At 67.8% G+C, this 25881-nt stretch carries 21 protein-coding genes; 9 read left to right on the forward strand and 12 right to left on the reverse strand.

Going from position 1 to position 25881, the window contains the following annotated elements; genetic code table 11:
* Together ACK4ZD_RS06985 and ACK4ZD_RS06990 are read right to left on the reverse strand one after the other, a co-directional pair.
* Window positions 1-864, reverse strand: a complete 864-nt coding sequence (locus tag ACK4ZD_RS06985; RefSeq protein ID WP_409659974.1) for an ABC transporter ATP-binding protein — start codon at window positions 862-864, stop codon at window positions 1-3.
* Window positions 864-2798: an AMP-dependent synthetase/ligase gene (locus ACK4ZD_RS06990; RefSeq protein WP_409659976.1), complete on the reverse strand. Its 1935-nt coding sequence runs from the start codon at window positions 2796-2798 to the stop codon at window positions 864-866. Before ACK4ZD_RS06990 ends, ACK4ZD_RS06985 begins: the two co-directional genes overlap by 1 nt.
* A 135-nt stretch (window positions 2799-2933) precedes the next feature.
* Between ACK4ZD_RS06990 and ACK4ZD_RS06995 the strand changes: the two genes are divergently transcribed.
* Entirely contained in the window at window positions 2934-3668 is a 735-nt protein-coding gene (locus tag ACK4ZD_RS06995; RefSeq protein WP_409659978.1) for a Crp/Fnr family transcriptional regulator, read from the forward strand.
* Window positions 3669-3674: 6 nt separating this feature from the next.
* Here the strand turns inward: ACK4ZD_RS06995 and ACK4ZD_RS07000 are convergent, their stop codons facing one another.
* The 3 genes from ACK4ZD_RS07000 to ACK4ZD_RS07010 all read right to left on the reverse strand — a co-directional run bounded on the left by ACK4ZD_RS07000 (window position 3675) and on the right by ACK4ZD_RS07010 (window position 8706).
* On the reverse strand, window positions 3675-4340 hold the full coding sequence (locus ACK4ZD_RS07000; protein ID WP_409659980.1) for a hypothetical protein: 666 nt from the start codon (window positions 4338-4340) through the stop codon (window positions 3675-3677).
* An 84-nt stretch (window positions 4341-4424) separates the two neighbouring features.
* A complete protein-coding gene (gene icmF, locus ACK4ZD_RS07005; protein ID WP_409659982.1) occupies window positions 4425-7718 on the reverse strand; it encodes a fused isobutyryl-CoA mutase/GTPase IcmF in 3294 nt (1097 codons plus the stop codon).
* A gap of 127 nt (window positions 7719-7845) precedes the next feature.
* A complete protein-coding gene (locus ACK4ZD_RS07010) occupies window positions 7846-8706 on the reverse strand; it encodes a PPK2 family polyphosphate kinase (protein ID WP_409659984.1) in 861 nt (286 codons plus the stop codon).
* A 54-nt stretch (window positions 8707-8760) separates the two neighbouring features.
* On the opposite strand from ACK4ZD_RS07010, the gene ACK4ZD_RS07015 reads away from it, so the two are divergent.
* Complete coding sequence (locus tag ACK4ZD_RS07015; protein ID WP_409659985.1) at window positions 8761-9543, forward strand: type III pantothenate kinase; 783 nt, start codon at window positions 8761-8763, stop codon at window positions 9541-9543.
* A 20-nt stretch (window positions 9544-9563) separates the two neighbouring features.
* Here ACK4ZD_RS07015 and hslU read toward each other — a convergent pair whose 3' ends face one another.
* The 5 genes from hslU to ACK4ZD_RS07040 all read right to left on the reverse strand — a co-directional run bounded on the left by hslU (window position 9564) and on the right by ACK4ZD_RS07040 (window position 15356).
* The gene (gene hslU / locus ACK4ZD_RS07020) at window positions 9564-10895 is read right to left on the reverse strand and encodes an ATP-dependent protease ATPase subunit HslU (protein WP_409659987.1); all 1332 of its coding nucleotides are present in this window, start codon (window positions 10893-10895) and stop codon (window positions 9564-9566) included.
* On the reverse strand, window positions 10892-11428 hold the full coding sequence (gene hslV / locus ACK4ZD_RS07025; RefSeq protein ID WP_409659989.1) for an ATP-dependent protease subunit HslV: 537 nt from the start codon (window positions 11426-11428) through the stop codon (window positions 10892-10894). The genes hslU and hslV overlap by 4 nt, the downstream gene beginning before the upstream one ends.
* Window positions 11429-11544: 116 nt before the next feature.
* The gene (locus ACK4ZD_RS07030; protein WP_409659990.1) at window positions 11545-13242 is read right to left on the reverse strand and encodes a hypothetical protein; all 1698 of its coding nucleotides are present in this window, start codon (window positions 13240-13242) and stop codon (window positions 11545-11547) included.
* Window positions 13243-13264: 22 nt separating this feature from the next.
* Window positions 13265-14131, reverse strand: coding sequence for an RNA polymerase-binding protein DksA (gene dksA, locus ACK4ZD_RS07035; RefSeq protein WP_409659992.1), 867 nt, complete (start codon window positions 14129-14131; stop codon window positions 13265-13267).
* Window positions 14132-14312: 181 nt separating this feature from the next.
* Window positions 14313-15356: a CobW family GTP-binding protein gene (locus ACK4ZD_RS07040; RefSeq protein ID WP_409659994.1), complete on the reverse strand. Its 1044-nt coding sequence runs from the start codon at window positions 15354-15356 to the stop codon at window positions 14313-14315.
* Between the two features lie 163 nt (window positions 15357-15519).
* Between ACK4ZD_RS07040 and ACK4ZD_RS07045 the strand changes: the two genes are divergently transcribed.
* From ACK4ZD_RS07045 to ACK4ZD_RS07075, 7 genes are all read left to right on the forward strand, one after another.
* Window positions 15520-16401 carry an HlyC/CorC family transporter gene (locus ACK4ZD_RS07045; protein WP_409659995.1) on the forward strand — a complete coding sequence of 294 codons (882 nt, stop codon included), beginning with the start codon at window positions 15520-15522 and terminating at the stop codon, window positions 16399-16401.
* A complete protein-coding gene (gene lnt / locus ACK4ZD_RS07050) occupies window positions 16401-17906 on the forward strand; it encodes an apolipoprotein N-acyltransferase (RefSeq protein ID WP_409659997.1) in 1506 nt (501 codons plus the stop codon). The genes ACK4ZD_RS07045 and lnt overlap by 1 nt, the downstream gene beginning before the upstream one ends.
* A 74-nt stretch (window positions 17907-17980) precedes the next feature.
* The gene (glyQ, locus tag ACK4ZD_RS07055; RefSeq protein WP_409659999.1) at window positions 17981-18898 is read left to right on the forward strand and encodes a glycine--tRNA ligase subunit alpha; all 918 of its coding nucleotides are present in this window, start codon (window positions 17981-17983) and stop codon (window positions 18896-18898) included.
* A gap of 2 nt (window positions 18899-18900) precedes the next feature.
* Window positions 18901-21054 (forward strand): glycine--tRNA ligase subunit beta, encoded by a 2154-nt coding sequence (gene glyS / locus ACK4ZD_RS07060; protein ID WP_409660001.1) that lies wholly within the window; start codon window positions 18901-18903, stop codon window positions 21052-21054.
* Between the two features lie 10 nt (window positions 21055-21064).
* Window positions 21065-21703: a D-glycero-beta-D-manno-heptose 1,7-bisphosphate 7-phosphatase gene (gene gmhB / locus ACK4ZD_RS07065; RefSeq protein ID WP_409660002.1), complete on the forward strand. Its 639-nt coding sequence runs from the start codon at window positions 21065-21067 to the stop codon at window positions 21701-21703.
* A complete protein-coding gene (locus tag ACK4ZD_RS07070; protein WP_409660003.1) occupies window positions 21703-22470 on the forward strand; it encodes a lysophospholipid acyltransferase family protein in 768 nt (255 codons plus the stop codon). Before gmhB ends, ACK4ZD_RS07070 begins: the two co-directional genes overlap by 1 nt.
* A gap of 16 nt (window positions 22471-22486) precedes the next feature.
* Window positions 22487-23380 (forward strand): M48 family metallopeptidase, encoded by an 894-nt coding sequence (locus ACK4ZD_RS07075; RefSeq protein ID WP_409660005.1) that lies wholly within the window; start codon window positions 22487-22489, stop codon window positions 23378-23380.
* 69 nt (window positions 23381-23449) lie between these two features.
* Here ACK4ZD_RS07075 and ACK4ZD_RS07080 read toward each other — a convergent pair whose 3' ends face one another.
* Both ACK4ZD_RS07080 and ACK4ZD_RS07085 read right to left on the reverse strand, forming a co-directional pair.
* On the reverse strand, window positions 23450-24559 hold the full coding sequence (locus ACK4ZD_RS07080; RefSeq protein WP_409660007.1) for an ABC transporter substrate-binding protein: 1110 nt from the start codon (window positions 24557-24559) through the stop codon (window positions 23450-23452).
* Between the two features lie 49 nt (window positions 24560-24608).
* Window positions 24609-25730: an ABC transporter substrate-binding protein gene (locus ACK4ZD_RS07085; protein WP_409660009.1), complete on the reverse strand. Its 1122-nt coding sequence runs from the start codon at window positions 25728-25730 to the stop codon at window positions 24609-24611.
* Between the last annotated feature and the right edge of the window lie 151 nt (window positions 25731-25881).

Genomic DNA, 25881 nt, shown 5'->3' on the forward strand with positions numbered 1-25881 from the left:
TCAGTGGCTGGTGCCCAGGTAGGCGCGGATCACGTCTTCGTTGCGGCGCACCTCGTCGGGCGTGCCGTCACCGATCTTCTTGCCGTAGTCGAGCACCACGACACGGTCGGAGATGTCCATCACCACGCCCATGTCGTGCTCGATCAGCACGATGGTGGTGCCGAACTCGTCGTTCACGTCGAGGATGAAGCGGCACATGTCCTGCTTTTCCTCCACGTTCATGCCGGCCATCGGTTCGTCGAGCAGCAGCACCTGGGGCTCCATGGCCAGCGCGCGGCCGAGGTCGACGCGCTTTTGCAGGCCGTAGGGCAGGCGCCCCACGGGCGTCTTGCGGTAAGCCTGGATCTCCAGGAAGTCGATGATGCGTTCGACGAATTCGCGGTGGGCGATCTCCTCGCGCTCGGCCGGTCCCCAGCGAAGGGCCTGCCAGAAGAGGTTGCTCTTCATGCGCAGGTTGCGACCCGTCATGATGTTGTCGAGCACGCTCATGCCCTTGAACAGGGCCAGATTCTGAAAGGTGCGCGCCACCCCCATCTCGGCCACCTGGCGCGAGTTCATGTGCTTGAAGGTCTGGCCGCGGAAGACGATCGACCCTTCCTGGGGCTGGTAGACGCCGTTGATGCAGTTGAGCATCGAGCTCTTGCCCGCGCCGTTGGGGCCGATGATGGCGCGGATCTCGTGCTCGCGCACGTTGAAGCTGATGTCGGTCAGCGCCTTGACGCCGCCGAAGCTCAGCGAGATGTTGCGCACATCCAGGATCACGTCGCCGACCTTGCGGCCGGCCGCGGGCGGGGCCGCGTCGTTGGCGGCCGGGAGGTCGTCGCCCACCGGCAGGGGGGCGCGCAGTGCAGTGGCGGTGGTCATCAGGCAGCCCTTTTCACGGCAGGGTAGGTCTTGGTATCGACGATGCGCAGGTCTGCACTGACGACGCCGGTGCGGCCGTCCTCGAACTTGACCTGGGTCTCGATGTACTGCGAGGTCTTGCCGCCGTACAGCGCATCGACCAGGACGCCGTATTTCTCGGCGATGTAGCTGCGGCGCACCTTGCGCGTGCGGGTGAGCTCGCCGTCGTCGGCATCGAGCTCCTTGTGCAAGATGAGGAAGCGGCTGATCTGGCTGCCTGCGAGCTTCTCGTCCTGTGCGAGGTCGGCGTTGACCTTCTCGACGCATTCGCGGATGAGCTCATACACCTGCGGCTTCTGCGCGAGGTCGGTGTAGCCCGCGTAGGGCAGGTTGCGTTTCTCGGCCCAGTTGCCCACGGCCTCGAAGTCGATGTTGATGAAGGCGCAGACCTTGTCGCGCTGGTCGCCGAAGGCCACGGCCTCCTTGATGTGGGGGAAGAACTTGAGCTTGTTCTCGATGTACTTGGGCGCGAACATCGAGCCGTCGGCCATGCGGCCCACGTCCTTGGCGCGGTCGATGATTTTCAGGTGGCCGGTGGCGTCGAGGAAGCCGGCGTCGCCGCTGCGGTACCAGCCGTCCGCGGTCTTGACCTCGGCGGTGGCCTGAGGATTCTTGTAGTACTCCTTGAGCAGGCCGGGCGAACGGATGAGGATCTCTCCGTTCCCATCGAGCTTGATCTCCACGCCCTCGATGGGTACGCCCACGGTGTCGGCCTTGACCTCGTGGTCGGGTTGCAGGCAGACGAACACGGCGGTCTCGGTGGAGCCGTAGAGCTGCTTGAGGTTGATGCCGATGGAGCGGTAGAAGGTGAACAGGTCCGGGCCGATGGCCTCGCCGGCGGTGTAGGCCACGCGGATGCGGCTCATGCCCAGGTTGTTGCGTAGCGGGCCGTAGACGAACAGGTTCCCGAGGGCGTAGGCGAGCCGGTCGCCCAGCGACAGGGGTTTGCCGTCCATGCGGGCCGGCCCCACGCGGCGTGCCACGTCCATGAAGTGGTGGAAGAGCCAGCGCTTGAAGCGCCCAGCGTCTTCCATGCGGATCATCACGCTGGTGAGCAGGCCCTCGAAGATGCGCGGCGGTGCGAAGTAGTAGGTGGGACCGATCTCCTTCAGGTCGATCATCACGGTGGAGGCCGATTCGGGGCAGTTCACCACGTAGCCGCACACCAGCCACTGGGCGTAGCTGAAGCAGTTCTGACCGATCCAGGCCGGTGGCAGGTAGGCCAGCACTTCTTCGTGCTCGGTGAGCCGATCGAACTTCGCGCCGGCCAGGGCCCGGTCGATCAGCGCATGGTGCGTGTGGACCACGCCCTTGGGGTTGCCGGTGGTGCCCGAGGTGAAGAACATCGCGGCGACGTCGTCGGGACGGGCCTTGTCCACCTCGGCCTGGAAGAAGCTGGGGTGTTGGGCGTCGAAGGCCCGGCCGGCCTCGATGAGGTCATCGAGGCTGGCCAAACCGCTCTCGCGGTAGTTGCGCAGGCCGCGCGGGTCGTCATACCAGATGCGTGCGAGACGGGGACACTGCTCGCGCACCTCCAGCATCTTGTCGACCTGCTCCTGGTCCTCGACGATCGCGAAGGCCACCTCGGCGTTGTTGAGGGGATAGACAAACTCGGCGGCCACCGCGTCCTGGTACAGCGGGACGGGAATGGCGCCCAGCGACTGCGCCGCCAACATCGTGGCATACAGGCGGGGGCGGTTCTCGCCCACCACCACGAGATGCTGGCCGCGCTGCAGGCCCGCCTGCGCCAGGCCGCCGGCCAGATGCCTCACGAGCGTGGCCAGCTCGGCCCAGCTCATCGTCTGCCAGATGCCGTATTCCTTCTCGCGCAGGGCCGGCGCGCCCGGTCGGCGCGCCGCGTGCTCGAGCATGAGCTTCGGAAAGGTGGTCTGCACCGTCGTCTCCTGGTGGGGCCGGCGCTTGCCGGCTCATCGCATGCCAGGGATGCTAGGAAGGTGTTTGACGTCGTGTTGTCGTTCTGACGACAATCCTAGGGTCGCCCCCCTGGGGAATTACCCGCGTCTGCCGCCGTGTCCAAGGACTTGCCGCCCGCCGGTGCCCTGTTGCGCCGAGCCCGCTCGCCCAGTGACGCCGAACTGGCCGACGTGCCCTGGCTGGTGCACCTCGACGAGGGCGACCGCGCGCTGGCGGCGGCGCGCATTCAGGTGGTGCGGGCTGAACCGGGAGAACTGGTGTGCCGCATCGGGCGGGCCCCCACCTATTGGTTCGGTGTGATCGACGGCCTGCTGAAGATGAGCAACGACTCCTCGGCCGGCACGCCCATCACTTTCACCGGCTTGCCGCCGGGTGCCTGGTTCGGCGAGGGCACGCTGCTCAAGCGCGAGCCCTACCGCTACAACGTCCAGGCCCTGCGGGCCAGTTTGGTGGCGGGGCTCGACATCGAGACCTTCCACTGGCTGCTGGACAACAGCATTCCCTTCAACCGCTTCGTGATGCGCCAGCTCAACGAACGTCTGGGCCAATTCATCGCCGCGCGCGAGATCGACCGCATGAACGACCCGGATGCCCGCGTGGCTCGCAGCCTGGCGGCGCTCTTCCATCCCGTCCTCTATCCCGGCGTGGGTACCTTGCTGCGCATCACCCAGCAAGAGCTGGGGGCGCTCGTCGGGCTTTCGCGCCAGCGGGTCAACGAGGCGCTGCACGTGCTGCAGGGGCAGGGCCTGATCCGCATCGAGTACGGCGGCGTGCGTGTGCTCGACCTGCAGGGGCTGCAGCGGCAGGTCTTCCGTGCGCTGCAGGAGTGAGGGCGCTCAGCGCATCAGGTCCAGGTGGCGCAAGAAGAACTCGCGTACCGTCTTGCGATGGAACCGGCGCCACTGCCATGCGCCGGCGGCGATCAGCCCGATGGCGCTCAGTTCGAGCAGGTGGTTCAGCGTCAGGCCCGCCAGGCCCCGGCCCAGCAGGAGGTCGATGTGGTGGAAGGTGGCGGCGCGAATCACGATGAAGGCCAACAGCAGGGCCACGCCCACCGCGCTGAGGCGGTAGCCTTGCCAGCGCCGGCGCAGTTGGCGCCACAGCAGCACCGAGACGCCGGCCGCCCCTGAGGCCAGCACCAGGATGAAGCCGGCCTGCACGACGCGCCGCTGCTCGTACCAGCCCTGGGCCAGGGCCAGGTCGCGCCCGACCTGGGTGAACCAGGTCTGCAGGTCGAGCTGCTTGTTCAGAGCCAGCAGGGCCATCAGGGCCGCCACGAAGGCCCAGTAGAGCCAAGGCAGCCGGGTGCGACGCGCCGCGCACACGTTCAACCAGGCCAGCCAGGCCGTGACCAGGTAGGCCAGCACGGTCAGCCAGCCCATCACGGTCGGGTCGCCGATGCCGGGCGCCCAGCGGCCCGTGGCAGGGTCCACGACGGCCAGGGCAGGGCCGCCGGCCAGGGCCAGCAACCAAGGGGTCGCGCGAACGGCGGGGCGGTTCATGGGACCATTGTCGCCGTGCCTTGGCGCAGGGCAATCCCACGCCAAGGGGGGCGGACGTCGAGCAGCCCCATGTCGGGCACAGGGTCACATGTTGCGCCGGTACTGTCCCCCCACCTCGAAGAGCGCGTGCGTGATCTGGCCCAGCGAGCAGCAGCGCACCGCGTCCATCAGCACCTCGAAGACGTTGCGGTTGTCGATCACGGCCTGCTTCAGGCGCTGCAGCATCGCCGGCGCCTCGTGGGCGTGGCGCGCATGGAAGTCCTGCAGGCGCCTGAGTTGCGACTGCTTCTCCTCCTCGGTCGAGCGCGCCAGCTCCAGCGACTCGGGGATGGGGTCGCCGTGCGGGTTGCGGAAGGTGTTCACGCCGATGATGGGCAGCTCGCCGGTGTGCTTGAGCATCTCGTAATGCAGCGACTCCTCCTGGATCTTGCTGCGCTGGTAGCCGGTCTCCATCGCACCCAGCACGCCGCCGCGCTCGGCGATCTTCTCGAACTCGGCCAGCACCGCTTCTTCCACCAGTTCGGTCAGCTCGTCGATGATGAAAGCGCCCTGGTTGGGGTTCTCGTTCTTCGCCAGCCCCCACTCGCGGTTGATGATGAGCTGGATGGCCATCGCGCGGCGCACCGATTCCTCGGTGGGCGTGGTGATGGCCTCGTCGTAGGCGTTGGTGTGCAGGCTGTTGCAGTTGTCGTAGATGGCGATCAGCGCCTGCAGCGTGGTGCGGATGTCGTTGAAGGCGATCTCCTGCGCATGCAGGGACCGGCCGCTGGTCTGGATGTGGTACTTGAGCTTCTGGCTGCGCTCGTTGGCACCGTACTTCTCCTTCATCGCCACGGCCCAGATGCGCCGTGCCACCCGGCCGAGCACGGTGTACTCCGGGTCCATGCCGTTGCTGAAGAAGAAGGACAGGTTGGGCGCGAAGTCGTCGATGTGCATGCCGCGGGCCAGGTAGGCCTCGACGAAGGTGAAGCCATTGGCCAAGGTGAAGGCGAGCTGGCTGATCGGGTTGGCGCCGGCTTCGGCGATGTGGTAGCCGCTGATGGACACCGAGTAGAAGTTGCGCACCTTGTGGTGGACGAAGTACTCCTGGATGTCGCCCATGACCTTGAGGCTGAACTCGGTGGAGAAGATGCAGGTGTTCTGGCCCTGGTCTTCCTTCAGGATGTCGGCCTGCACGGTGCCTCGCACGTTCTCGAGCACCCACTCGCGGATCTTCTGGGCTTCGTCGTCGGTGGGCTCGCGGCCGTTGTCGGCGCGGAACTTGTCGAGCTGCTGGTCGATGGCGGTGTTCATGAACATCGCCAGGATGGTGGGCGCCGGGCCGTTGATGGTCATCGACACCGAAGTGCTCGGGTTGCACAGGTCGAACCCGCTGTAGAGCACCTTCATGTCGTCCAGCGTGGCGATGGACACGCCCGAGTTGCCCACTTTGCCGTAGATGTCCGGGCGCGGGTCGGGGTCGGCGCCGTAGAGCGTCACCGAATCGAAGGCGGTGGACAGGCGCTTGGCCGGCATGCCTTCGGACAGCAGCTTGAAGCGCCGGTTGGTGCGCGCGGGATCCCCCTCGCCAGCGAACATGCGAGTGGGATCCTCGCCCTCGCGCTTGAAGGCGAACACGCCGGCGGTGTAAGGGAAGGAGCCGGGCACGTTTTCCAGCATCAGCCACTTCAGGCGTTCGCCGTGATCCTCGAAGCGGGGCAGGGCGACCTTGCGGATCTTTTGGCCCGACAACGTGGTGTGCACCAGCGAGGTGCGGATCTCCTTGTCGCGGATCTTCACGACATATTCATCGCCCGCGTAGGCCTGCTGCATCTGCGGCCACTGGGCCAGCAGCTTCTTGGCCGTCGGATCGAGCCGATCCTCGCGCCGCTGCGCCTGTTCGAGCAGGGCTTCCACGGCCTTGTTCTTCTCGGGGATGGCTTCCTTGAGCATGCGCGCCGATTCGCGCAACTGCTGGATCTCCCGCGCGAGCGTGGACTGTTGGCGCGCCCGTGCTTTGTAGCCACGCACCGTTTCGGCGATCTCGGCCAGGTAGCGAGTGCGTGCGGGCGGCACGATGGGGTTTTGGTGGGTGCTATGGCGGGTCGATACCGCCGGCAGGCGGCCCTCCTTCACCGGCAGGCCCAGCTCGGCCAGCCGGACACGCAGCGCCTGGTACAGCGCGGTCACGCCGTCATCGTTGAAGCGGCTGGCCATGGTGCCGAAGACGGGCATGTCCTCGGGGCGCTGGCCGAAGGCCTCGCGGTTGCGCTGCACCTGCTTGGCCACGTCACGCAGGGCGTCCAGCGCGCCCTTGCGGTCGAACTTGTTGATGGCCACGAACTCGGCGAAGTCGAGCATGTCGATCTTTTCGAGCTGGCTGGCCGCACCGAATTCCGGCGTCATCACGTACAGGGGCACGTCCACGTGCGGCACGATGGCCGCATCGCCCTGGCCGATGCCGGAGGTCTCGACGATCACCAGGTCGAAGCCGGCTGCCTTGCAGGCGGCCACCACGTCGGGCAGGGCCTGGCTGATCTCGCTGCCGGCCTCGCGGGTGGCCAGGCTGCGCATGTACACGCGCGGCCCTTGCTGCCAGGGGCCGATCGCATTCATGCGGATGCGGTCGCCCAGCAAGGCGCCGCCGCTTTTGCGCCGCGAGGGGTCGATGCTGATGACCGCGATGCGCAGCGAGTCGTCCTGGTCCAGGCGCAGGCGGCGGATGAGCTCGTCGGTGAGGCTGGACTTGCCCGCTCCGCCGGTGCCGGTGATGCCTAGCACCGGGATGCGCGCCTGCGCGGCGCGTTCATGCAGGGCCTCGCGCAGTGCGCTCGCCGCGGCACCGGCCTCCAGCGCGGTGATGAGCCGGGCCAGCTCCCGCCAGGCCTTGTCGTCGTGACCCTCCAGCGCGGACAGTTCGCGCGGGGCGCGCACCGTCAGATCCTGGTCGGCGCGCATCAGCATCTCGCCGATCATGCCCTGCAGCCCCATGCGCTGGCCGTCCTCGGGGCTGTAGATGCGCGCCACCCCGTAGTCCTGCAGTTCCCGGATCTCGGCTGGCACGATCACGCCGCCGCCGCCGCCGAAGACCTGGATGTGCTCGCCGCCGCGCTGGCGCAGCAGGTCCACCATGTACTTGAAGTACTCGACGTGCCCGCCCTGGTAGGAGCTGATCGCGATGCCGTGGGCGTCCTCTTGCAAGGCGGCGGTCACCACCTCGTCCACCGATCGGTTGTGGCCCAGATGGATCACCTCGGCGCCCATGCTCATCAGGATGCGGCGCATGATGTTGATCGAGGCGTCGTGGCCGTCGAAGAGCGAGGCGGCGGTGATGAAACGCACCTTGTGCGTCGGACGGTACGCGGCCAGGGCCTGGTATTCGGCGGAAAGGTCGGTCATCTCGGTACAGCCTGTGGGTTGGACGGGGCAGGGGGCGCGAATTGACGTTTACGTCAACGTCAATCATGCCATCAAAGTCCGGCGCTCCGGCCCTTTGGAGTCGCCAGCCTATGGATAACCCTAGGTTTCAGTCGATCCGAATGCTCTTCGGGTCGAAGTCGGGCCGCGGGTAGCGCAGATCCAGGCTTTGGAGCACGTCGCGGATTAGCGTGGCGACCATCAGGTTGCGGTGGGTCTTGGAATCGGCCGGGACCACCGTCCATGGGGCCCATGGCGTCGCCGTGGCGGCCAGAGCGGCCTCGTAGGCTCGCTGGTAGTCGTTCCAGCGGGCGCGGGCGTGCAGGTCGCGCGGGTCGAACTTCCAGTGCTTCTGGTCGTCGTCCAGGCGGGCCTGCAGGCGCTCCTTCTGCTCGTCCTTCGAGATGTGCAGCATGCACTTGACGATGACCGTGCCGGTCTCGGCCAGCATCCGCTCGAAGTCGCAGAGGTGGCGGTAGCGGCGCTGCGCCTCGTCCTCATCGATCCAGCCTTCGACCACCGGCACCAGCACGTCCTCGTAGTGGCTGCGGTTGAAGATCACGATCTCGCCGGCGCGCGGCACGCGCTGGTGCACGCGCCAGAGGTAGTCGTAGGCGAGTTCGGTGCTGTTGGGCGTCTTGAAGGCCACGGTGTGCACGCCCAGCGGGCTCATGCGGTTGAACACGCTGCGCACTGTCCTATCTTTGCCGCTGGTGTCCATGCCCTGCAGCACCACCAACAGCTTGTAGCGGCCGTCCGCGTAGAAATGCTCCTGCAGCACGTCGAGTTCTTCGGCCAGTTGATCCACGCGCTGCCTGTCGCCGTTTTTCGGGCCGTTGGCAAAGGGTTGATCCCCCGGCGACAGCCGCTCCAGATGCACGGGCGCTAGCCCGCCGCGACCGTCGGCTTGGTTGAAATGCCAGCCTTCGAAGCGCGGATCTTTCAGGACTGGAAATGGGGGCTCCAACATGATGTCTCCCGCGGAGCGAGCGCCAGGCGCTCGTCGCGACCATAATGCCACCCCATGAGCTTCCTCGCCATCGACATCGGCAACACGCGCCTGAAGTGGGCTGTCTACGACGCCATGCATCCAGGCGCGCGCCTGCTGGCGCATGGAGCGGTGTTCATCGAGAACATCGACACCCTGGCCGAGGACGAGTGGAAGGATTTGGCGGCGCCTGCGGCCATGATCGGCTGCTGCGTGGCCGGCGATGCGGTGCGTCGCCGCGTCGAGGAGCAAATCGAGGAGCTGTGGGACTTCCCCCCGGTGTGGGTGGTCGCTAGCAGCCAGGAGGACGAGGTCGTCAACGGCTACGACCATCCTTCGCGCCTGGGCGCGGACCGCTGGGTCGCGATGATCGGGGCGCGCTGGCATCTGCTCAACGCCGGGCGGCCGCGTCCGGCATTGGTGGTGATGGTGGGCACGGCCGTGACGGTCGATGCTCTGGATGCGAGTGGCCACTTCCTGGGGGGCTTGATCCTGCCTGGTCACGGCATCATGCTGCGCGCACTGGAAAGCGGCACGGCCGGGCTGCGCGTGCCCACCGGGGAGGTGCGCGATTTCCCCACCAACACCAGCGATGCGCTGACCACCGGCGGCACTTTTGCGATCGCCGGGGCGATCGACAGGATGTACCGCAACCTCACCGCGCGCTGCGGCGAGCCGCCCTCGTGCTGGCTGACTGGGGGCGCGGGCTGGAAGATGGCCCCCCATCTGGGCCAGGAGTTCGAGCTGGTCGAGACGCTGATCTTCGACGGCCTGCTGCACATCGCGCAGCGGCGGGCCCAGGCCAAGCTGGCCCGCTGAGCACGCCGCCCAGTCTGGGCTCAGAGGATGTAGCGCGAGAGATCTTCGTCCTTTGCCAGCTCGGCCAGCCGGTCGTCCACGTAGGCCGCGTCGATGGTGACGGTCTGGCCTTCGAGCCGGGTGGCCTCGAAGGAGACTTCGTCGAGCAGCTTCTCGAGCACGGTGGACAGGCGGCGCGCACCGATGTTCTCGGTGCGGTCGTTCACCTCGTAGGCGATCTGCGCAATGCGGCGGATGCCCTCGGGCGTGAACTCCAGCGTCACGCCCTCGGTGGCAAGCAGGGCCTGGTACTGGCGCGTCAGGTTGGCATGGGTCTGCGTCAGGATGGCCTCGAAGTCCTGGACCGACAGCGGCCCCAGTTCGACGCGGATCGGGAAGCGCCCCTGCAGCTCCGGGATGAGATCGCTGGGTTTGCTGAGATGGAAGGCGCCCGAGGCGATGAACAGAATGTGGTCGGTCTTGACCATCCCGTATTTGGTGTTGACGGTCGTGCCCTCCACCAGCGGCAGCAGGTCGCGCTGCACGCCCTGGCGCGAGACGTCGGCACCGCCCACGTCGGAGCGCGAGGCCACCTTGTCGATCTCGTCGATGAAGACGATGCCGTTTTGCTCCGCATTGGCCACCGCTCGGGTGCGGATCTCGTCTTCGTTGAGCAGCTTGGCGGCTTCTTCGTCCACCAGCAGCTTCAAAGCCTCGGCAATCTTGAGCTTGCGAGTCTTGCGCTTGGCGGCCCCGAATTGCGAGAACAGGCCGCGCAACTGCTCGGTCATCTCCTCCATGCCCGGCGGGCCCATGATCTCCAGCGCGGGGCGAGGGTCGGCGATCTCGATTTCGATCTCTTTGTCGTCGAGCTGTCCTTCGCGCAGGCGCTTGCGCATGGTCTGGCGCGCGGTGCTGTCGGGGGGGGAGGTCGGGGTCAGGCCGAAGTCGCTGCGCGGCGCGGGCACCAGCACGTCCAGGATGCGTTCCTCGGCGGCATCCTCGGCGCGCGAGCGCAGCTTGCGCATCTCGGCCTCGCGCGTTTGCTTGACCGACATGTCCACCAGGTCGCGGATGATGGAGTCCACGTCCTTGCCCACATAGCCCACCTCGGTGAACTTGGTGGCCTCCACCTTGATGAAGGGCGCGTCGGCCAGCCGGGCCAGGCGGCGCGCGATCTCGGTTTTACCCACGCCGGTGGGGCCGATCATCAGGATGTTCTTGGGGGTGATCTCGGGGCGCAACTTCTCGTCGACCTGCTGGCGGCGCCAGCGGTTGCGCAGCGCGATGGCCACCGAGCGTTTGGCCTGCTGCTGGCCGACGATGTGGCGGTCGAGTTCGGAGACGATCTCCTGGGGTGTCATGGCGCTCATCCCAGCACCTCGATGGTGTGATGGTGGTTGGTATAGATGCACAGGTCGCCGGCGATCTCGAGCGACTTCTTGACGATGTCGGGCGCGGCCAGTTCGGTATGTTCGAGCAGCGCGCGGGCCGCCGCCTGCGCATAGGCGCCACCCGAGCCGATGGCGATGATGCCGTGCTCGGGCTCGAGGACGTCGCCGTTGCCGGTGATGATCAGCGAGGCGTCGCGATCGGCCACGGCCAGCATGGCTTCCAGGCGGCGCAGCACGCGGTCGGTGCGCCAGTCCTTGGTGAGTTCGATGGCGGCGCGCACGAGATGACCCTGATGCTTTTCCAGCTTGGCCTCGAAGCGCTCGAACAGCGTGAAGGCATCGGCCGTGGCGCCGGCAAAGCCGGCCAGCACCTGATCGCGGTAGAGCTTGCGCACCTTGCGGGCCGAGGCTTTGACGACGATGTGACCGAGCGTGACTTGGCCGTCACCGCCCAGGGCGACCTGGTGGCCGCGGCGCACGCTGACGATGGTGGTGCCGTGAAAGGGTTCCATGGATATGTGCAGATGAGGGAGACTGGAAAAGTTTCAAGCTCGGCGGCCGCCCCTGAGGGCGCAAAGGCCTCTTCGGGGCCTGGGCCGCCGTCCCGGCCGGTGGCGCGCACGCCCTTTCAGACGTTGCGCACCTTGACCCGGGCGTGCTCGGTGATGCCCATGGCACCGAAGAACAACGCCACCAGCCGGTGGGTGTCCTCGAACACGATGTGGCGGTTCTCGCCGCGGCGGTTGAGCACCCAGTTGAGCAGGTCACCAGCGGCAATGAAGTCCACCCGAATCAACCGGGTGCAAGAGACGTTGACGATCGAGGCCTTGCCCAGGCGGGCGTCCAGGCCTTTGAGTGTGTCGGAGATGTCGCCGACGAGCTGGCCGGACAGTTCCAACGATGCGACTTCGACCATGGCTTCGTCTGCAAGCTGCGACTCGACGAAGCTGGTGGAGACGTCGCTGACCACCGACAGCGGCGCCGTGGACGCCGAGGGCTGGCCCGCGCCGCCGCCGAGCTTGACCACGCAGCGCGCGGCCTCCCAGGACGGCGGGGAGACCTCGTAGGTGACGCAGTAGTCGATGGCCACTTCGTCGAACTGGTCGGGGCGGTTGACCAGGCGCAGTACGTCCAGCCGCAGCAACCACAGGGCCGGATCGGCATCGCGCACGCCGGTGGGTGCGGCATCCGACAAGGCTTGCAGCAGTTGCTCGCCCGCCAGCCAATGCATCTCCAGCGGCTCGCGAGCCCAGTGGCGGAACAGCTCGCTCAGCTGAGCAGCGGCTTCGGCATCCACTCGGCGCAGCGGACTCCAGTCCAGCACCCAAGGCAGGGGCATCTGCAGGCTCTGCGAGCGCAGCCTCGCCACCGCCTCGACGTCGAGCAGCTCGGGGCACACCCATCCGATCTGGCCTTCCAACCGGGCCGCGCCGGTCATCGGAGCTTCTTCGGCAGCGGCTTCGGCGACCATGCGCGGCAGCGAGAACCACTGGGGCGCCGACCAGCCGAACTGCTGCGCGTAGTCCAGGGCCAAGCCTTCGAACTTGGGCTGCTGGCCGGTGGCGCGGTACAAATCGAACAGCACCATCCAGGTGTCGGCGTGCTGCGCTCGGCTGGCGCCAGCGCGCACCATGGCGACCAGCGACTGTTCGCAGGCGTCGAAATCGGCGTTGGCGAAGGCGATCACCGCCTCGTCGAGCTCGGGGTCGTGCACCACCTCACTCACTTCCACCGCAAAGCCTTCGCCCAACGGGGCGGGTGCGGCCGAGGGGCTCACCACGGCAGCCGGGGGGTCGGCCAGGCCCACGACCACTGCCGGAGGGCCGGCCGGACCATCGGCCAAGGCGCCGGCGCGGCTGGGCCCGGCGGCGGGCTCGGTTCCGAGCGAGCGCGTCGAGGGACCGTCCAGGCCGGCGGGCTGGGTGGGGGCGTTGTAGAACGAAGGCGAGCGCCGCGTGCCGATGGACTCGCCCACCATCTGCTGCTCGATCTCGTCGATCTTGGCCTTGACCTCGACCACGTCGGAGCGCACGAGCGCGCCGCGCAGGTCGACCTCGTCGAGGTTGGACGTGGCATCGAGCAACCCGGCGTTGGCATCGGTGAGGCCTTCGCGGCGCACCTTGCGCAGCATGTCGAACTCGCGCTTGCGCACGAAATCGTTGCGCCGCTTGCGCTCGATCATCGCCTTCAGCTCGGACTTGGCGTACTCGCTCTCCCGCGATTCCGCCGCCGGTTGGCCCAGGTCGGCCCAGTCGGTCGTCGGATTGGCGACGAACCGGACGACCTTGCGCAGAAAACCGGGGGGGTTGTCCTTGGAATCCGACATGACCAGGGGAAGACTGAGGCGTTCAGTCTCCGAACATCTTTTGTTTCAGCTCGCGGCGCTGCTGGGCTTCGAGGGACAGTGTAGCGGTGGGACGGGCGATCAGACGGCCCAGGCCGATGGGTTCGCCGGTTTCGTCACAGAAACCGTAGTCGCCGGCGTCGATGCGGGCCAGGGCCTGGGCGATTTTCTTCAGCAGCTTGCGCTCGCGGTCGCGGGTGCGCAGCTCCAGGGCGTGTTCTTCCTCGATGGTGGCCCGGTCAGCCGGGTCGGGGACGATCGAGGTGTCCTCACGCAGGTGCTCGGTGGTCTCGCCGGCGTTGCTCAGCAGGTCTTCCTTGAGCGACAGCAGCTTGTGGCGGAAGAACTCGAGCTGCTTGTCGTTCATGTACTCCGATTCGGGCATGGCCAGCACCTCCGCGTCGGTGAGGTCCTTGCCGGCCTTGGTCTTCCAGGCATTGGCGAGCTTGGGATCGGCTGCGGCGGGGCTGGGGTGGGGGGGGTCGAGGACGACGTTGGACTTGTTCATGGCGGATGGGGAGGACGCTCGCCCGGAGGAGGCCTGAGAGAAAGCCTTGGCCGGGCTGGGGCTGGGGCTGGGGGATGGCGCCGGCGCGGCGGCCGGAACCGGGGCGCTCACCGGGGCCTCAGGCGAGCGGACCGATACCGTGGGCTTGGACGCTGAGGCCGTCTTGGTTGCGCCGGTCTTGGCCGGTGCTGCCGCACGCGGGCTGCGCGTGGGGGACACCGAAGTCTTCTTGGCCGGTGCCTGGGCCGGGGCCGCTTTGGCAGCCTTTTTGGCGGCCGGGGCTGCTTGGGCGCGAGCCGGGGCCGCGGTCTTCTTGGCCGCCGTCTTGGCTGGTAGGGCTCGCTGGGCCGGGGTCTTGCTCACGTTCCATCTCCTCGCAGTGGCAGTTATATACCTGCTCTTGTCGGAATCAGGGAAGAAGAGCCTTGGGACGGGGCCGCTCCAGTGGCCTTGCGGCGCCGGGGACACCCCCAAGGGCGCCGCGGATTGTAGCGATCTGGCGTCATCGTGCGTGGGAGTTTTCCCGCCCCGGCCCGACCGTGGGTCAGACGAGACATTGCTCCAGGCCCTGCCGGAAGATGTCCTGGGGCAGATCCAGGCCGATGAAGACCATTTTGCTGGTGCGATGCTCGCCGTCGGCCCACTTCGGGCCCAGGTCGCTGCCCATGAGCTGATGCACCCCCTGGAAGATCACCTTGCGGTCGGTGCCCTGCATGTGCAGCACCCCCTTGTAGCGCAGCATCCGAGGGCCGTAGATCTGCACGATGGCGCCCAGGAAGTCCTCCAGCTTGGCCGGGTGGAAGGGCCGGTCCGAGCGGAAGACGAAGGACTTCACGTCGTCGTCGTGATGGTGGTGGTGCGGGTGGTCGCAGTGCTCGCCGTGCTCGTGGTCGTGATCATGGTCATGGTGATGATGGTGGTCGTGATCGTCCTCCTTGAGGAAGTCGGGGTCGATCTCGAGCTTGGCGTTCAGGTTGAAGCCCCTCAGGTCGAAGACCTCGGCAATGGGCACCTCGCCGAAGTGCACCCGGCGCTGGGGCGCCCGCGGGTTCATGTGCTTGATGCGGTGGGCCAGGGCCTCCACGGCGTCGGGCTCGACCAGGTCGGTCTTGCTGATGAAGATCTGATCGGCAAATCCCACCTGGCGGCGGGCCTCCTGGCGCGTGTCGAGCTGGTGCTGGGCATGCTTGGCGTCCACCAGGGTCAGGATGGAGTCGAGCAGGTAGCTCTCGGCAATCTCGTCGTCCATGAAGAAGGTCTGGGCGACGGGGCCGGGGTCGGCCAGGCCAGTGGTCTCGATCACCACGCGGTCGAACTGCAGCTCTCCCTTGCGGCGCTTGGCGGCCAGGTCGGACAGCGTGGAGCGCAGATCCTCGCGGATGGTGCAGCAGATGCAGCCGTTGCTCATCTGGATGATCTGCTCCTGCGTGTCAGCCACCAGGATGTCGTTGTCGATGTTCTCCTCGCCGAATTCATTCTCGATGACGGCGATTCTCTGGCCATGGGCTTCGTGGAGCACGCGCTTGAGCAGCGTGGTCTTGCCGCTGCCCAGGAAGCCAGTGAGGATGGTGGCGGGGATGAGGCTCATGATGGATCCGTCGCAAAGGGGGCGTGCCGGCAGATGGGGTCGCCAGCCGGTGTTTCAAGGCTCGAACCGAGTGTATCGAGCTTGTCAAGCCTTCGGTCGGCCTGGATACGCCTTGTCACGGGCCTGGGGTATCCTTCGCTGATCTGAACTTCTCGCGCAAGCGATGTCCGACCCCCACCCTCGACGCCCGGGACGTCCCGCGGGCGACAAGCGCAACTTCTTCGAACGCCTGGTCGAGTTCCTCTCGCCGGGGCCTGACTCCAAGGACGAGCTGTTCGAGACCCTGGCCGAAGCCGAGGACCGTGAGCTGATCGAGCCGGAATCGCGGCTGATGCTCGAAGGCGTGCTGCGCATGGCCGACATGACGGCCGGGGACGTGATGGTGGCGGCGCCTCGCATGGACCTGCTCGACATCAACGCGCCCTACGAGGAGCTGCTGCGCATCGTGATCGACACGGCGCACTCGCGCTTCCCGGTGTTCGAAGGCGATCGCGAGAACATCATCGGCATCTTGCTGGCCAAGGACTTGCTCAAGCTGCAGCGTGCCCCCGAGCTCAAGCTGCGCACGTTGCTGCGCCCAGCCGTTTTCGTGCCCGAGTCCAAGCGGCTGAACGAACTGCTGCGCGACTTCCGCTCCAACCGCAACCACCTGGCGCTGGTGGTGGACGAATTCGGCAAGACTGCCGGCCTCATCACCATCGAGGACGTGCTCGAAGAAATCGTCGGCGAAATCGAGGACGAGTTCGACGAGGAAGACGCTCACAACGGCATCTACACCCTGGCCGACGGCAGCCAGCGCGTGGCCGGCGATGCCGACATCGAGACCGTCAACGAGGCCTTCGGCACCCACCTGCCCGAGGAGGACTTCGACACTATCGGGGGGCTGGTGGCCCACGAACTGGGCCATGTGCCCCGTCGCGGCGAGGTCGTCGACATCGGCGGCCTGCGTTTTTCGGTGATGCTCACGCGCGCCGGCGCCGTGCGCTGGTTCAAGGTGACGCGCAGCCCCGAGGCGCCGGCGGCAGCGCCCGCGCCTGAGGCCTGATGCCGGCGGCGCTGGACGCGCTCGTCGCGCTGCTGGCTGGCTGGGTGCACGCCCAGGCCTTCGCGCCGCGCGAGGGCTGGGCCTTGCAGGGGCTGGCCGCGGCGGTCCTGGCCTGGCGCGTGATGCGCGCACCCACCGTGCGCCGGGCGGCGGTGCTGGGCTGGTGCTTCGGTCTGGCCTGGCTGGCCGGCGGGGTGTGGTGGTTGTTCATCAGCATGCACCGCTATGGTGGCCTGCCCGCGTGGCTGTCGGCGCTGGCGGTGGCGGCGCTGTCGGCGGCGCTGGCGATCTACCTGGCCCTGGCGATGGCGGCTTTTGCGCGCTGGCGCAGCGACCGCCCGGGGGCCGACGCCCTGCTCTTTGCCGCTTGCTGGCTGCTGGCCGAGCTGGCCCGTGGCCTGCTCTTTACCGGGTTCCCCTGGGTGGCGTCCGGCTATGCGCACAGCGACGGGCCGCTGTCGGCTCTGGCGCCCTGGGTGGGCGTCTACGGCATGGGGTTCATCGCGGCCTGGCTGGCGGCGGCTGCGGCTGCCCCACTGGCCCCCGCAAGCCGTGGCCTGCGGGCGTGGTGGGCTGCCGGGGCTCCGCCCTTGGCGCTGGTGCTGGCGGCCGCGGTGGCGCCGGCCGACTTCACCCGGCCGGCCGGTCGCTTCGACGTCACGCTGCTGCAGCCCAACGTGGCCCAGGACGAGAAGTTTTCGGCCGAGCATCTGCCGGCTGCCTTGGAATGGCTGGGCCGTGAACTGGTTTCGGCGCGCACCGCGCTGGTGGTGGCGCCGGAGACGGCCATCCCCTTGCTGCCCGCCCAGCAGCCCGAGGGTTACTGGGACGCCCTGGCAGCCCATTTCGCCCGAGGGCCCGGCGCCGCGCTCATCGGCGTGCCGCTGGGCGACTTCACCGAGGGGTACACCAATTCGGTGGCCGGCCTCGCCCCAGGGCAGCCGATGTACCGCTACGACAAGATCCATCTGGTGCCCTTCGGCGAGTTCGTGCCCTATGGCTTTCGCTGGTTCGTGGAGATGATGGACATGCCGCTGGGCGACTTCACCCGCGGGCGCGACACACGGCCTTTCGAGTTCGATGGCCAGCGCATCCGCCCCACCATCTGCTACGAAGACCTCTTCGGTGAGGAGTTGGCCGTCAATTTCGTCGGGCCGGGCCAGGCCACGGTGATCGCCAACGTCAGCAACATCGGCTGGTTCGGCCCCACCGAGGCGGTAGACCAGCATCTGCAGATCTCGCGGCTGCGCGCGCTGGAGTTTCAGCGCCCTCTCGTGCGAGCCACGAACACCGGGGCCACCGCCCTCATCGACCACCGTGGTCGGGTGACGCAGGCGCTGGCCCCGCACACCCGGGGGGTGCTGGTGGGCGAGGTCGAGGGCCGCGAGGGCAGCACGCCATATGCCCGCTGGGTGGCGGCTCTGGGCCTGTGGCCGTGGACGGCCCTGGCCGGGGGCGTGCTGCTGCTGGCGATGCGTCGCCGGAAGGCCGGGGCGGGCGCCTAGAATCAAGGGTTTGTTTCGCCGGGGCCGGCGCAACGCCCGTGCTGCCCCTTGCCCGCACATCGACCCTCAATACCATGCTGACCTTCCAGCAACTCATTGCGCGTCTGCAGGACTACTGGGCTGCCCAGGGCTGCGCCTTGCTGCAGCCCTACGACATGGAGGTGGGCGCCGGCACCAGCCACACGGCCACCTTCCTGCGCGCCCTGGGCCCCGAGCGTTGGCGCGCCGCCTACGTGCAGCCCAGCCGCCGCCCCAAGGACGGCCGCTATGGCGAGAACCCCAACCGGCTGCAGCACTACTACCAGTACCAGGTGGTGCTGAAGCCGGCGCCCGAGAACATCCTGGAGCTCTACCTGGGCTCGCTCGAGGCCCTGGGCTTCGACCTGAAAAAGAACGACGTTCGCTTCGTCGAAGATGACTGGGAGAACCCCACGCTGGGCGCCTGGGGCCTGGGCTGGGAAGTCTGGCTCAATGGCATGGAGGTCACGCAGTTCACCTACTTCCAGCAGGTCGGCGGCATCGACTGCAAACCCCTGACCGGCGAGATCACCTATGGTCTGGAGCGCCTGGCGATGTACCTGCAGGGCGTGGACAACGTCTACCACCTCACCTGGACGGAGGGCCTGAGCTACGGCGACGTGTACCTGCAAAACGAGCAGGAGCAGTCGGCCTACAACTTCGAGCACAGCGACGTGGAGTTCCTGCTCACCGCCTTCGGCGCGCATGAGAAGCAGGCCCAGCACCTGATGGCCCAGCAGCTGGCGCTGCCGGCCTACGAGCAGGTGCTCAAGGCCGCGCACACCTTCAACCTGCTGGATGCGCGCGGGGCGATCAGCGTGACTGAACGCGCGGCCTACATCGGCCGCATCCGCAACCTGGCGCGCGCGGTGGCGCAGAGCTACCTCGACAGCCGTGCCCGCCTGGGCTTCCCGATGGCTCCGCGCGAATGGGCGAACGAGGTGCTGGCCCAGCGCGAGAAGAAGGCCGCCTGATCATGACGATGAAGAAGAACCTGCTGGTCGAGCTCTTCGTGGAGGAACTGCCCCCGAAGGCACTGAAGAAGCTGGGCGACTCTTTCGCGACCGTGCTGACCGACAGCCTCAAGGCCCAGGGGCTGGTGGACGCCGCCGTCGTGCCCACACCCTTTGCCTCCCCCAGGCGCCTGGCGGTGCGGGTGGAGGCCGTGGCCGAGCGGGCGCCCGATCGGTCGGTGCAACGCAAGCTCATGCCGGTGTCCGTGGGCCTCACCGCCGAGGGCCGGCCCACGCCGGCCCTGCTGAAGAAGCTCGAGTCCCTGGGCCTGGACGCCAGCGTGGTGGACCAGCTCAAACGGGTGAACGACGGCAAGGCCGAGGTGCTGTTGCATGACAGCCTGGCTCCCGGCGTCGCGCTGGCCGAGGGCCTGCAGAAGGCTCTGGACGAGGCCATCGCCAAACTGCCCATCCCCAAGCTCATGAGCTACCAGCTCGCCGACGGTTGGACCAGCGTGCACTTCGTGCGCCCCGCCCATGGCCTGGTGGCGCTGTGGGGGACCGAGGTGGTGCCGGTGCAGGCTCTGGGCCTGAAGGCGGGCCGCCAGACGCGCGGCCACCGCTTCGAGGCCCGGGTCGATCCGGTGGTGATCCACGAGGCCGACAGCTACCCCGAGCAATTGCGCCACGACGGGGCTGTGATCGCCAGCTTCGAGGCCCGCCGGGCCGAGATCGTGCGTCAGCTCGGCGAGGCGGCCGAGCGCATTGGCGGGGGCGTGCGGCCGGTGGATGACGAGGCCCTGCTCGACGAAGTCACCGCGCTGGTGGAGCGCCCGAACGTGCTGGTGGGTCAGTTCGAGGCCGAGTTCCTGGAGGTGCCGCAGGAGTGCCTCATCCTCACGATGAAGGCCAACCAGAAATACTTCCCGCTGCTCGATGCCCAGGGTCGGCTCACCAACCGTTTCCTGATGGTGAGCAACATCAGCCCTGAGGATCCGAGCGCGGTGATCGGTGGCAACGAGCGCGTGGTGCGCCCGCGCCTGGCCGACGCCAAGTTCTTCTTCGACCAGGACCGCAAGAAAACGCTGGAGTCGCGCGTGCCGGGCCTGGACAAGGTCGTCTACCACGGCAAGCTGGGCAGTCAGGGCGAGCGCACGCAGCGCGTGCAGGCCATCGCGCACGCCATCGTCAACCAGTTGCGTATGGCCACCGTCCCCTACACCGTCGAAGCCAAGGACGAGTTCGACGTGCTCGACGGCAAGGTGCAGCAGGCCGCCCGCCTGGCCAAGGCCGACCTGCTCACCGACATGGTGGGCGAGTTCCCCGAACTGCAGGGCATCATGGGCGGCTACTACGCTCGCCATGAAGGCCTGCGCGATGGCGTGGCCATCGCCATCGAAGACCACTACAAGCCTCGCTTCGCCGGCGACGCCCTGCCGCGCAACCACACCGGCACCGTGTTGGCCCTGGCCGACAAGCTGGAGACGCTCGTGGGCCTGTTCGGCATCGGCCAGTCGCCCACCGGCGACAAGGATCCCTTTGCGCTGCGTCGGCATGCACTGGGGGTGATCCGCCTGTTGATCGAAAAGAACCTGCCTTTGCAACTGCCCGAGCTGGTCGCGGCTGCGGTGCCGGTCTTCGGCTCACGCATCACCGACCCGCGCGAGCCGCTGCTGGACTTCATCTACGACCGACTGGCCGTGTCCTTGCGCGACCAGGGCTACAGCGCCCAGGAGGTCGAGGCGGTGCTGGCCCTGCGCCCCGGCCGTCTGGGCGAGGTGCCGCGGCGTCTGGCGGCCGTGCGCGCCTTTGCCGGCCTGCCCGAGGCCCAGGCGCTGGCTGCGGCCAACAAGCGCGTGGGCAACATCCTGAAGAAGGCCGAAGGGGCGGTCGAGCCGCGGGTGGACACCGCCTTGCTGCGCGAAGCGGCCGAGGCGGCCTTGCACGAGGCTTTGCAAGCCGTGCGTCCCCGTGCCGATGCGGCGTTCGAGCAGGGGGACTACACCGGCTCGCTGCAGGTCTTGGCCGCCTTGAAAGCCCCGGTGGACACCTTCTTCGACCAGGTGATGGTCAATGCCGACGACGCGGCGCTGCGGGCCAACCGGCTCGGCCTGCTGGCCACGCTGCACGCGGCGATGAACCGCGTGGCCGACCTGTCGCGTCTGGCGGCCGCCTGAGGAGCCCGCCGTGCCTGCGCCGCGCCCCGTGGAACGCCAGCTCAAGCTCGTCGTGCTCGGGCGCGATGGCGTGCTCAACCGCTACCGCACCGAGCACGTGGCCCAGCCCGAGGAATGGGAGCCGCTGCCCGGTGCGCTGGACGCCGTGGCGCGGCTGAACCATGCCGGCTGGCACGTGGTGGTGGCCACCAACCAGCCGGGCCTGGGCACGGGATTGCTCGACATGTCGGGCCTCAATGCGGTGCACTTGCGCATGAACGAGCTGCTGGCTCGGCAGGGCGGTCGGATCGACGCCGTCTTCATCTGCCCGCACACGCCCGAGGACGGCTGCGACTGCCGCAAGCCGCAGCCGGGGCTGCTGCTGCGCATCAGCGAACGCTTCGGGGTGCCGTGCAACGAGATCGTCGTGGCCGGCGACACGGTGCGCGACCTGCAGGCCGCGCACGCGGCCGGCTGCGAGCCGCACCTGCTGCGCACAGGCCGCTGCGAGGGACTGAGCGATGAAGAGGTGGCCGCGCTGGCGGTGCAGGTGCCAGGCACCCGCGTGCATGACAACCTCGAAGCTCTGGCCCAGCATCTGATCCAGCGAGAGCGCGAGACGCGCGGCGAAGCCGCCAGCTCGACGTCCGGTTTTGGAGGTTTGAACTGATGTTGAGGGTTGTGCGTTCCCTCCTGTTCCTGTTGTGGATGACGGTGACGGTCGTCCCCTGGGCGCTGGCCGTGCTGCTTCTGTCCGTTTTCGTGCGGGGCCGCCCCCTGTACTGGGCCTGTGTGGGCTGGCTGCGCTTGGTGATGTGGGGGGCGCGAGTCTTCTGCGGTGTGAGCTACCGTGTGCAGGGGCTGGAGCACCTGGGCGACGAGGCGGTGATCCTGTGCCCGAAGCACCAGTCCACCTGGGAGACCTTTGCCTTTCCGTGCCTGATGAGCCATCCGCTGTGTTATGTGTTCAAGCGCGAGCTGCTCTTCATTCCCTTCTTCGGCTGGGCGATGGCTCGGCTGGACATGATCCACATCGACCGCAGCAAACGCTCGGAGGCGTGGAGCAAGGTGGCCGAGCAGGGGCGGCGTTACATGGCCCAGGGCAACTGGGTGATCATGTTCCCCGAAGGCACGCGCACTCCGCGCGGCGGGCAGGGCGTGTACAAGTCGGGCGCCGCGCGCCTGGCCGTGGCCACGGGTGTGCCGGTGGTGCCCATCGCCGTGACCTCGGCACGCTGCTGGCCGCGCAAGTCCTTTCTGCTGACGCCTGGGGTCATCGACGTGTCGATCGGCAGGCCGATTCCTTCGGCGGGGCGCGAGCCGGAGGAACTGATGCGGGAGGTGGAGGCTTGGATCGAGGCCGAGATGCGCCGGCTCGATCCGCAGGCCTACCCCGCCGGCGAGGCAGTGTCTGGCGGCACGCCGCAGCGGGTCTGAACCTATACTGCCGGCCATGGCACGCCCGGCATCCGGCCCTTGCGAACCTCGACAACTGTCGCTGTTTTCCGGCGAGCCGCCGAGTGTCGCGCGGGCTGTACCGACGCAGCCGGCCGCCGCCCACCCTGAAGCCTCGCATCCCGGGTCGTCGGTGATGTTCGCCCATCCTCGGGCGACACACGACGTGCTGCTCGAAGGACATCGCGTGGCCTTCGCGTTGCGGCGCGCCAAGCGCCGCTCCATCGGTCTCGTCGTCGGCCCCGAGGGCCTGACGGTGAGCGCCCCGCGCTGGGCGGGGCTGGGCGAGGTCGAGGCGGCGCTGCGCGAGAAGGCGCGCTGGGTGTTGCGCAAGCTGGCCGAGCAGAACGAGCGCAATGCCCGGCTGCAGCAGGCGAAGGTGGAATGGCGCGACGGCACCAGCGTGCCCTTCCTGGGCGAGACGGTCATCGTGGTGCTCGACCCGCGGGTCTCCGGGGCCGTGCTCAACACCGATGCACAGGCCCTGCCCGGCGTGCCCCGCCTGGCCCTGCACGTGGGCCTGCCGCAGCACGCCGGCCCGCCACAGATCCGCGACGCAGTGCAGAGCTGGTTGCAACGCCAGGCGCGCCGCGTCTTCGAGGAACGCTGCGGCCACTTCGCCGAGCGGCTGGGTGTGCGCTACACGCGCCTGAGCCTGTCATCGGCCCAGACGCGCTGGGGCAGTGCCTCGGCCGACGGCTCCATCCGCCTGAACTGGCGTCTCATCCACTTCGCCCTGCCCACCATCGACTACGTGGTGGCACACGAACTGGCCCACCTGCGCGAGATGAACCACAGCCCCCGCTTCTGGGACGTGGTGCGCTCGGTCCTGCCCGACTACGAGCACGCCCGCGGCACGCTGAAGGACGCGGTGCTGCCGGTGCTGGACTGAGGGTCAGGGCCGCAAGGCCAACATCACTCCCGTCACGGCCACCGCGCCGCCGCGTCGGCCCAGAAGGACTCAGCGCCGGAATTTGCCGTCCGGCCCGATGATCGACAGGTCGGCGTAATCGAGGCCGGTGTGGTCGGTGGGCGAGTAGCTGATTTCCATCCCGCCGATGTCGAAGTTGCGGATGCCGTTCAGGGCGTTGATGATCTGGGTGCGCGACGGGCTGGGGCCGGCTCGGCGCAGGCCCTCGACCAACACCTTGGCGGCGGCAAAGCCTTCCATCATCGCGGGCGAGACTTCCGTGCCGCCCTTGGCACGCATCAGGTCCACGGCTTCCTTCACGATGGGGGCCGAAAGGGAGCGCTCATAAGGGAAGACCTGGCTCACGATCACGCCGCGCGCGTGCTCCCCGAGTGACTTGATGAAGCCCGCCGAGGCGTTGTTCGACAGGGTCACCACCTGGGCGCGAGAACCGGCGGCGCGCAACGCCTTCACGCCATCGACCACCGCCGAGCCCGAGCCGATGATCACCACGGCCTGGGCGTCGGCGTTCACGATTTTCGGCACGATGGGCGCGAAGTCGGGTTTGGCACGGTCGAACTTCTCCAGCACCACCGGCTGCTTGCCCACGGCGTCGAAACCTTTCTGGGCGCCAGCCATCGAGTCGGCGCCGAAAGAGTCGTCCACCTGCATCACGGCGATACGTTCCAGGCCAATCAGGCTCAAGTGACGGATGGCCCGCTCGGCTTCGCGCTGGTAGGTGGCCCGCACGTTGAAGACGTAGGGGTTGACCGGGTCGTGCAGCACCATGGCGCCGGTGGAGGGCCCGATCACGGCGATTTTGTGCTCGGCCAGCAGCGGCATGATGGCCTGGGTGTGGGGTGTGCCTCGCGTCAAGAACAGTGCCAGCACTTTCTTGTCGACGATCAGTTCGCGGGCGTTCTCGGCGGCCAGCTTGGGATCGAACTTGTCATCCAGTGAGATCAGCTCGATTCTTTGTCCGTTCACGCCCCCGCGGGCATTGACGGCATCGATGTAGAGCTTTGCGCCGTCGGTGGTTTCCTTCACGCCGGCAGCCACCGGACCGGAGAAGCCGGCGGTTTGGCCGATCAGGAGCTGTGCCTGGGCCGTCAGGGTCGGAAGGGCCACGGCCAATGCCGCGGCCCACAGCCGAAGTTGCATGGTGTGTCTCCTTGTCGTGGTTCTGGTCTCGGGGGCGGGAAACAGGTCGTCAACGGCGGAACTTGCCGTCCGGCCCGATGATGGACAGGTCGGCGTAGTCCAGGCCCGAGCGGTTGTTCGGGCCGTAGCTGATTTCCAGACCGCCGATGTCGTAGCGGCGCATGCCTTCCAAGGCCTGCACCAGGCGTGCCGGCGTGGGGTTCGGGCCGGCACGGCGCAGGCCCTCGACCAGCACCTTGGCGCCGGCAAAACCTTCCAGCATGGCCGGCGTCACCTCGGGCAGGCCCTTGGCACGGGCCAGGTCGGCGGCTTCCTTCACGATGGGGGCCGACAGCGAGCGCTCATACGGGAACACCTGGGTCACGATCACGCCGCGGGCGTGCTCGCCCAGCAGCTTGATGAAGCCGCCCGAAGCGTTGTTCGACAGGGTCACGATCTGGGCGCGCGAGCCGGCTTCGCGGATGGCCTTCGTGCCGGCGGCCACGGTGCCGGCCGAGGCGATGAAGATCACCGCCTGGGGCTGGTGCTTGGCTACGACGGCCGCCAGCCCGGCCAGGTCGGGCTTGGCGCGGTCGAGCTTTTCCAGGAACAGCGGCTTGAGCCCGGCCTTGTCCAGGCCGCGCAGCGCGCCCAGCACCGAGTCGGCGCCGAAGCTGTCGTCGGTCTGCAGGATGCCGATGCGGGTGATGCCGATGGTGGTGAGGTGCCCGATGGCCTTCTCGGCCTCGCGCTGGTAGGTGGCACGCACGTTGAAGATCAGCGGGTGGGGTGGCTCGTGCAGTGCCATCGCGCCGGTGCTCGGAGCGATCAGCGGCACTTTGAATTCCTCGATCAGCGGGATGAGCGCCTGGGCGTGGGGCGTGCCCCGGTTCATGAAGAGGGCGATCACGCGGTCTTCGGTGATCAGCTTGCGCCCGACCTCGACAGTGACTTTCGGGTCGAACTTGTCGTCCACCGAGATCAACTCGATGCGCTGGCCATTCACCCCTCCGCGGGCGTTCACCGCATCGAAGTAGAGCCTGGCGCCGTCCGTGTTCTCCTTCACGCCAGGGGCCACCGGGCCGGTGAAGCCCGAGGGTTGGCCCACTCGGATCTGGGCCCAGGCAGGCAGGGCGCACAGGGCGGCGGCCACCGCGCCGCCGACCAGGCGGGCCAGGAAGGACTGCAACATCGACACTTTCCCTTACTTCGCTGCGAAGGCGCGCAGTTTTACATGGCAGTCTTGCAGCGCATTGTGGAAAACCACAAGGATCGCGGACGTTTTACACATGGTTGCGAGTCGTGTGCGCCAGGCGCGCGGCCTTCGCGCAAGGCCCCTGTCA

The organism is Caldimonas sp., from assembly GCF_046291045.1.
In the GTDB taxonomy this organism is placed as follows: domain Bacteria; phylum Pseudomonadota; class Gammaproteobacteria; order Burkholderiales; family Burkholderiaceae_C; genus Caldimonas.

What these genes read in the sequence shown, in the direction of transcription:
- hslV (WP_409659989.1), bottom strand. Translation starts at nt 11,428, where the DNA reads ATGGAACCCTTTCACGGCACCACCATCGTCAGCGTGCGCCGCGGCCAC.
- ACK4ZD_RS07080 (WP_409660007.1), bottom strand. Translation starts at nt 24,559, where the DNA reads ATGCAACTTCGGCTGTGGGCCGCGGCATTGGCCGTGGCCCTTCCGACC.
- glyQ (WP_409659999.1), top strand. Translation starts at nt 17,981, where the DNA reads ATGCTGACCTTCCAGCAACTCATTGCGCGTCTGCAGGACTACTGGGCT.
- ACK4ZD_RS07045 (WP_409659995.1), top strand. Translation starts at nt 15,520, where the DNA reads ATGTCCGACCCCCACCCTCGACGCCCGGGACGTCCCGCGGGCGACAAG.
- lnt (WP_409659997.1), top strand. Translation starts at nt 16,401, where the DNA reads ATGCCGGCGGCGCTGGACGCGCTCGTCGCGCTGCTGGCTGGCTGGGTG.
- ACK4ZD_RS07030 (WP_409659990.1), bottom strand. Translation starts at nt 13,242, where the DNA reads ATGTCGGATTCCAAGGACAACCCCCCCGGTTTTCTGCGCAAGGTCGTC.
- glyS (WP_409660001.1), top strand. Translation starts at nt 18,901, where the DNA reads ATGACGATGAAGAAGAACCTGCTGGTCGAGCTCTTCGTGGAGGAACTG.
- ACK4ZD_RS07075 (WP_409660005.1), top strand. Translation starts at nt 22,487, where the DNA reads ATGGCACGCCCGGCATCCGGCCCTTGCGAACCTCGACAACTGTCGCTG.
- ACK4ZD_RS07040 (WP_409659994.1), bottom strand. Translation starts at nt 15,356, where the DNA reads ATGAGCCTCATCCCCGCCACCATCCTCACTGGCTTCCTGGGCAGCGGC.
- hslU (WP_409659987.1), bottom strand. Translation starts at nt 10,895, where the DNA reads ATGAGCGCCATGACACCCCAGGAGATCGTCTCCGAACTCGACCGCCAC.
- ACK4ZD_RS07070 (WP_409660003.1), top strand. Translation starts at nt 21,703, where the DNA reads ATGTTGAGGGTTGTGCGTTCCCTCCTGTTCCTGTTGTGGATGACGGTG.
- ACK4ZD_RS06985 (WP_409659974.1), bottom strand. Translation starts at nt 864, where the DNA reads ATGACCACCGCCACTGCACTGCGCGCCCCCCTGCCGGTGGGCGACGAC.
- ACK4ZD_RS07015 (WP_409659985.1), top strand. Translation starts at nt 8,761, where the DNA reads ATGAGCTTCCTCGCCATCGACATCGGCAACACGCGCCTGAAGTGGGCT.
- ACK4ZD_RS07000 (WP_409659980.1), bottom strand. Translation starts at nt 4,340, where the DNA reads ATGAACCGCCCCGCCGTTCGCGCGACCCCTTGGTTGCTGGCCCTGGCC.
- ACK4ZD_RS07010 (WP_409659984.1), bottom strand. Translation starts at nt 8,706, where the DNA reads ATGTTGGAGCCCCCATTTCCAGTCCTGAAAGATCCGCGCTTCGAAGGC.
- ACK4ZD_RS07085 (WP_409660009.1), bottom strand. Translation starts at nt 25,730, where the DNA reads ATGTTGCAGTCCTTCCTGGCCCGCCTGGTCGGCGGCGCGGTGGCCGCC.
- icmF (WP_409659982.1), bottom strand. Translation starts at nt 7,718, where the DNA reads ATGACCGACCTTTCCGCCGAATACCAGGCCCTGGCCGCGTACCGTCCG.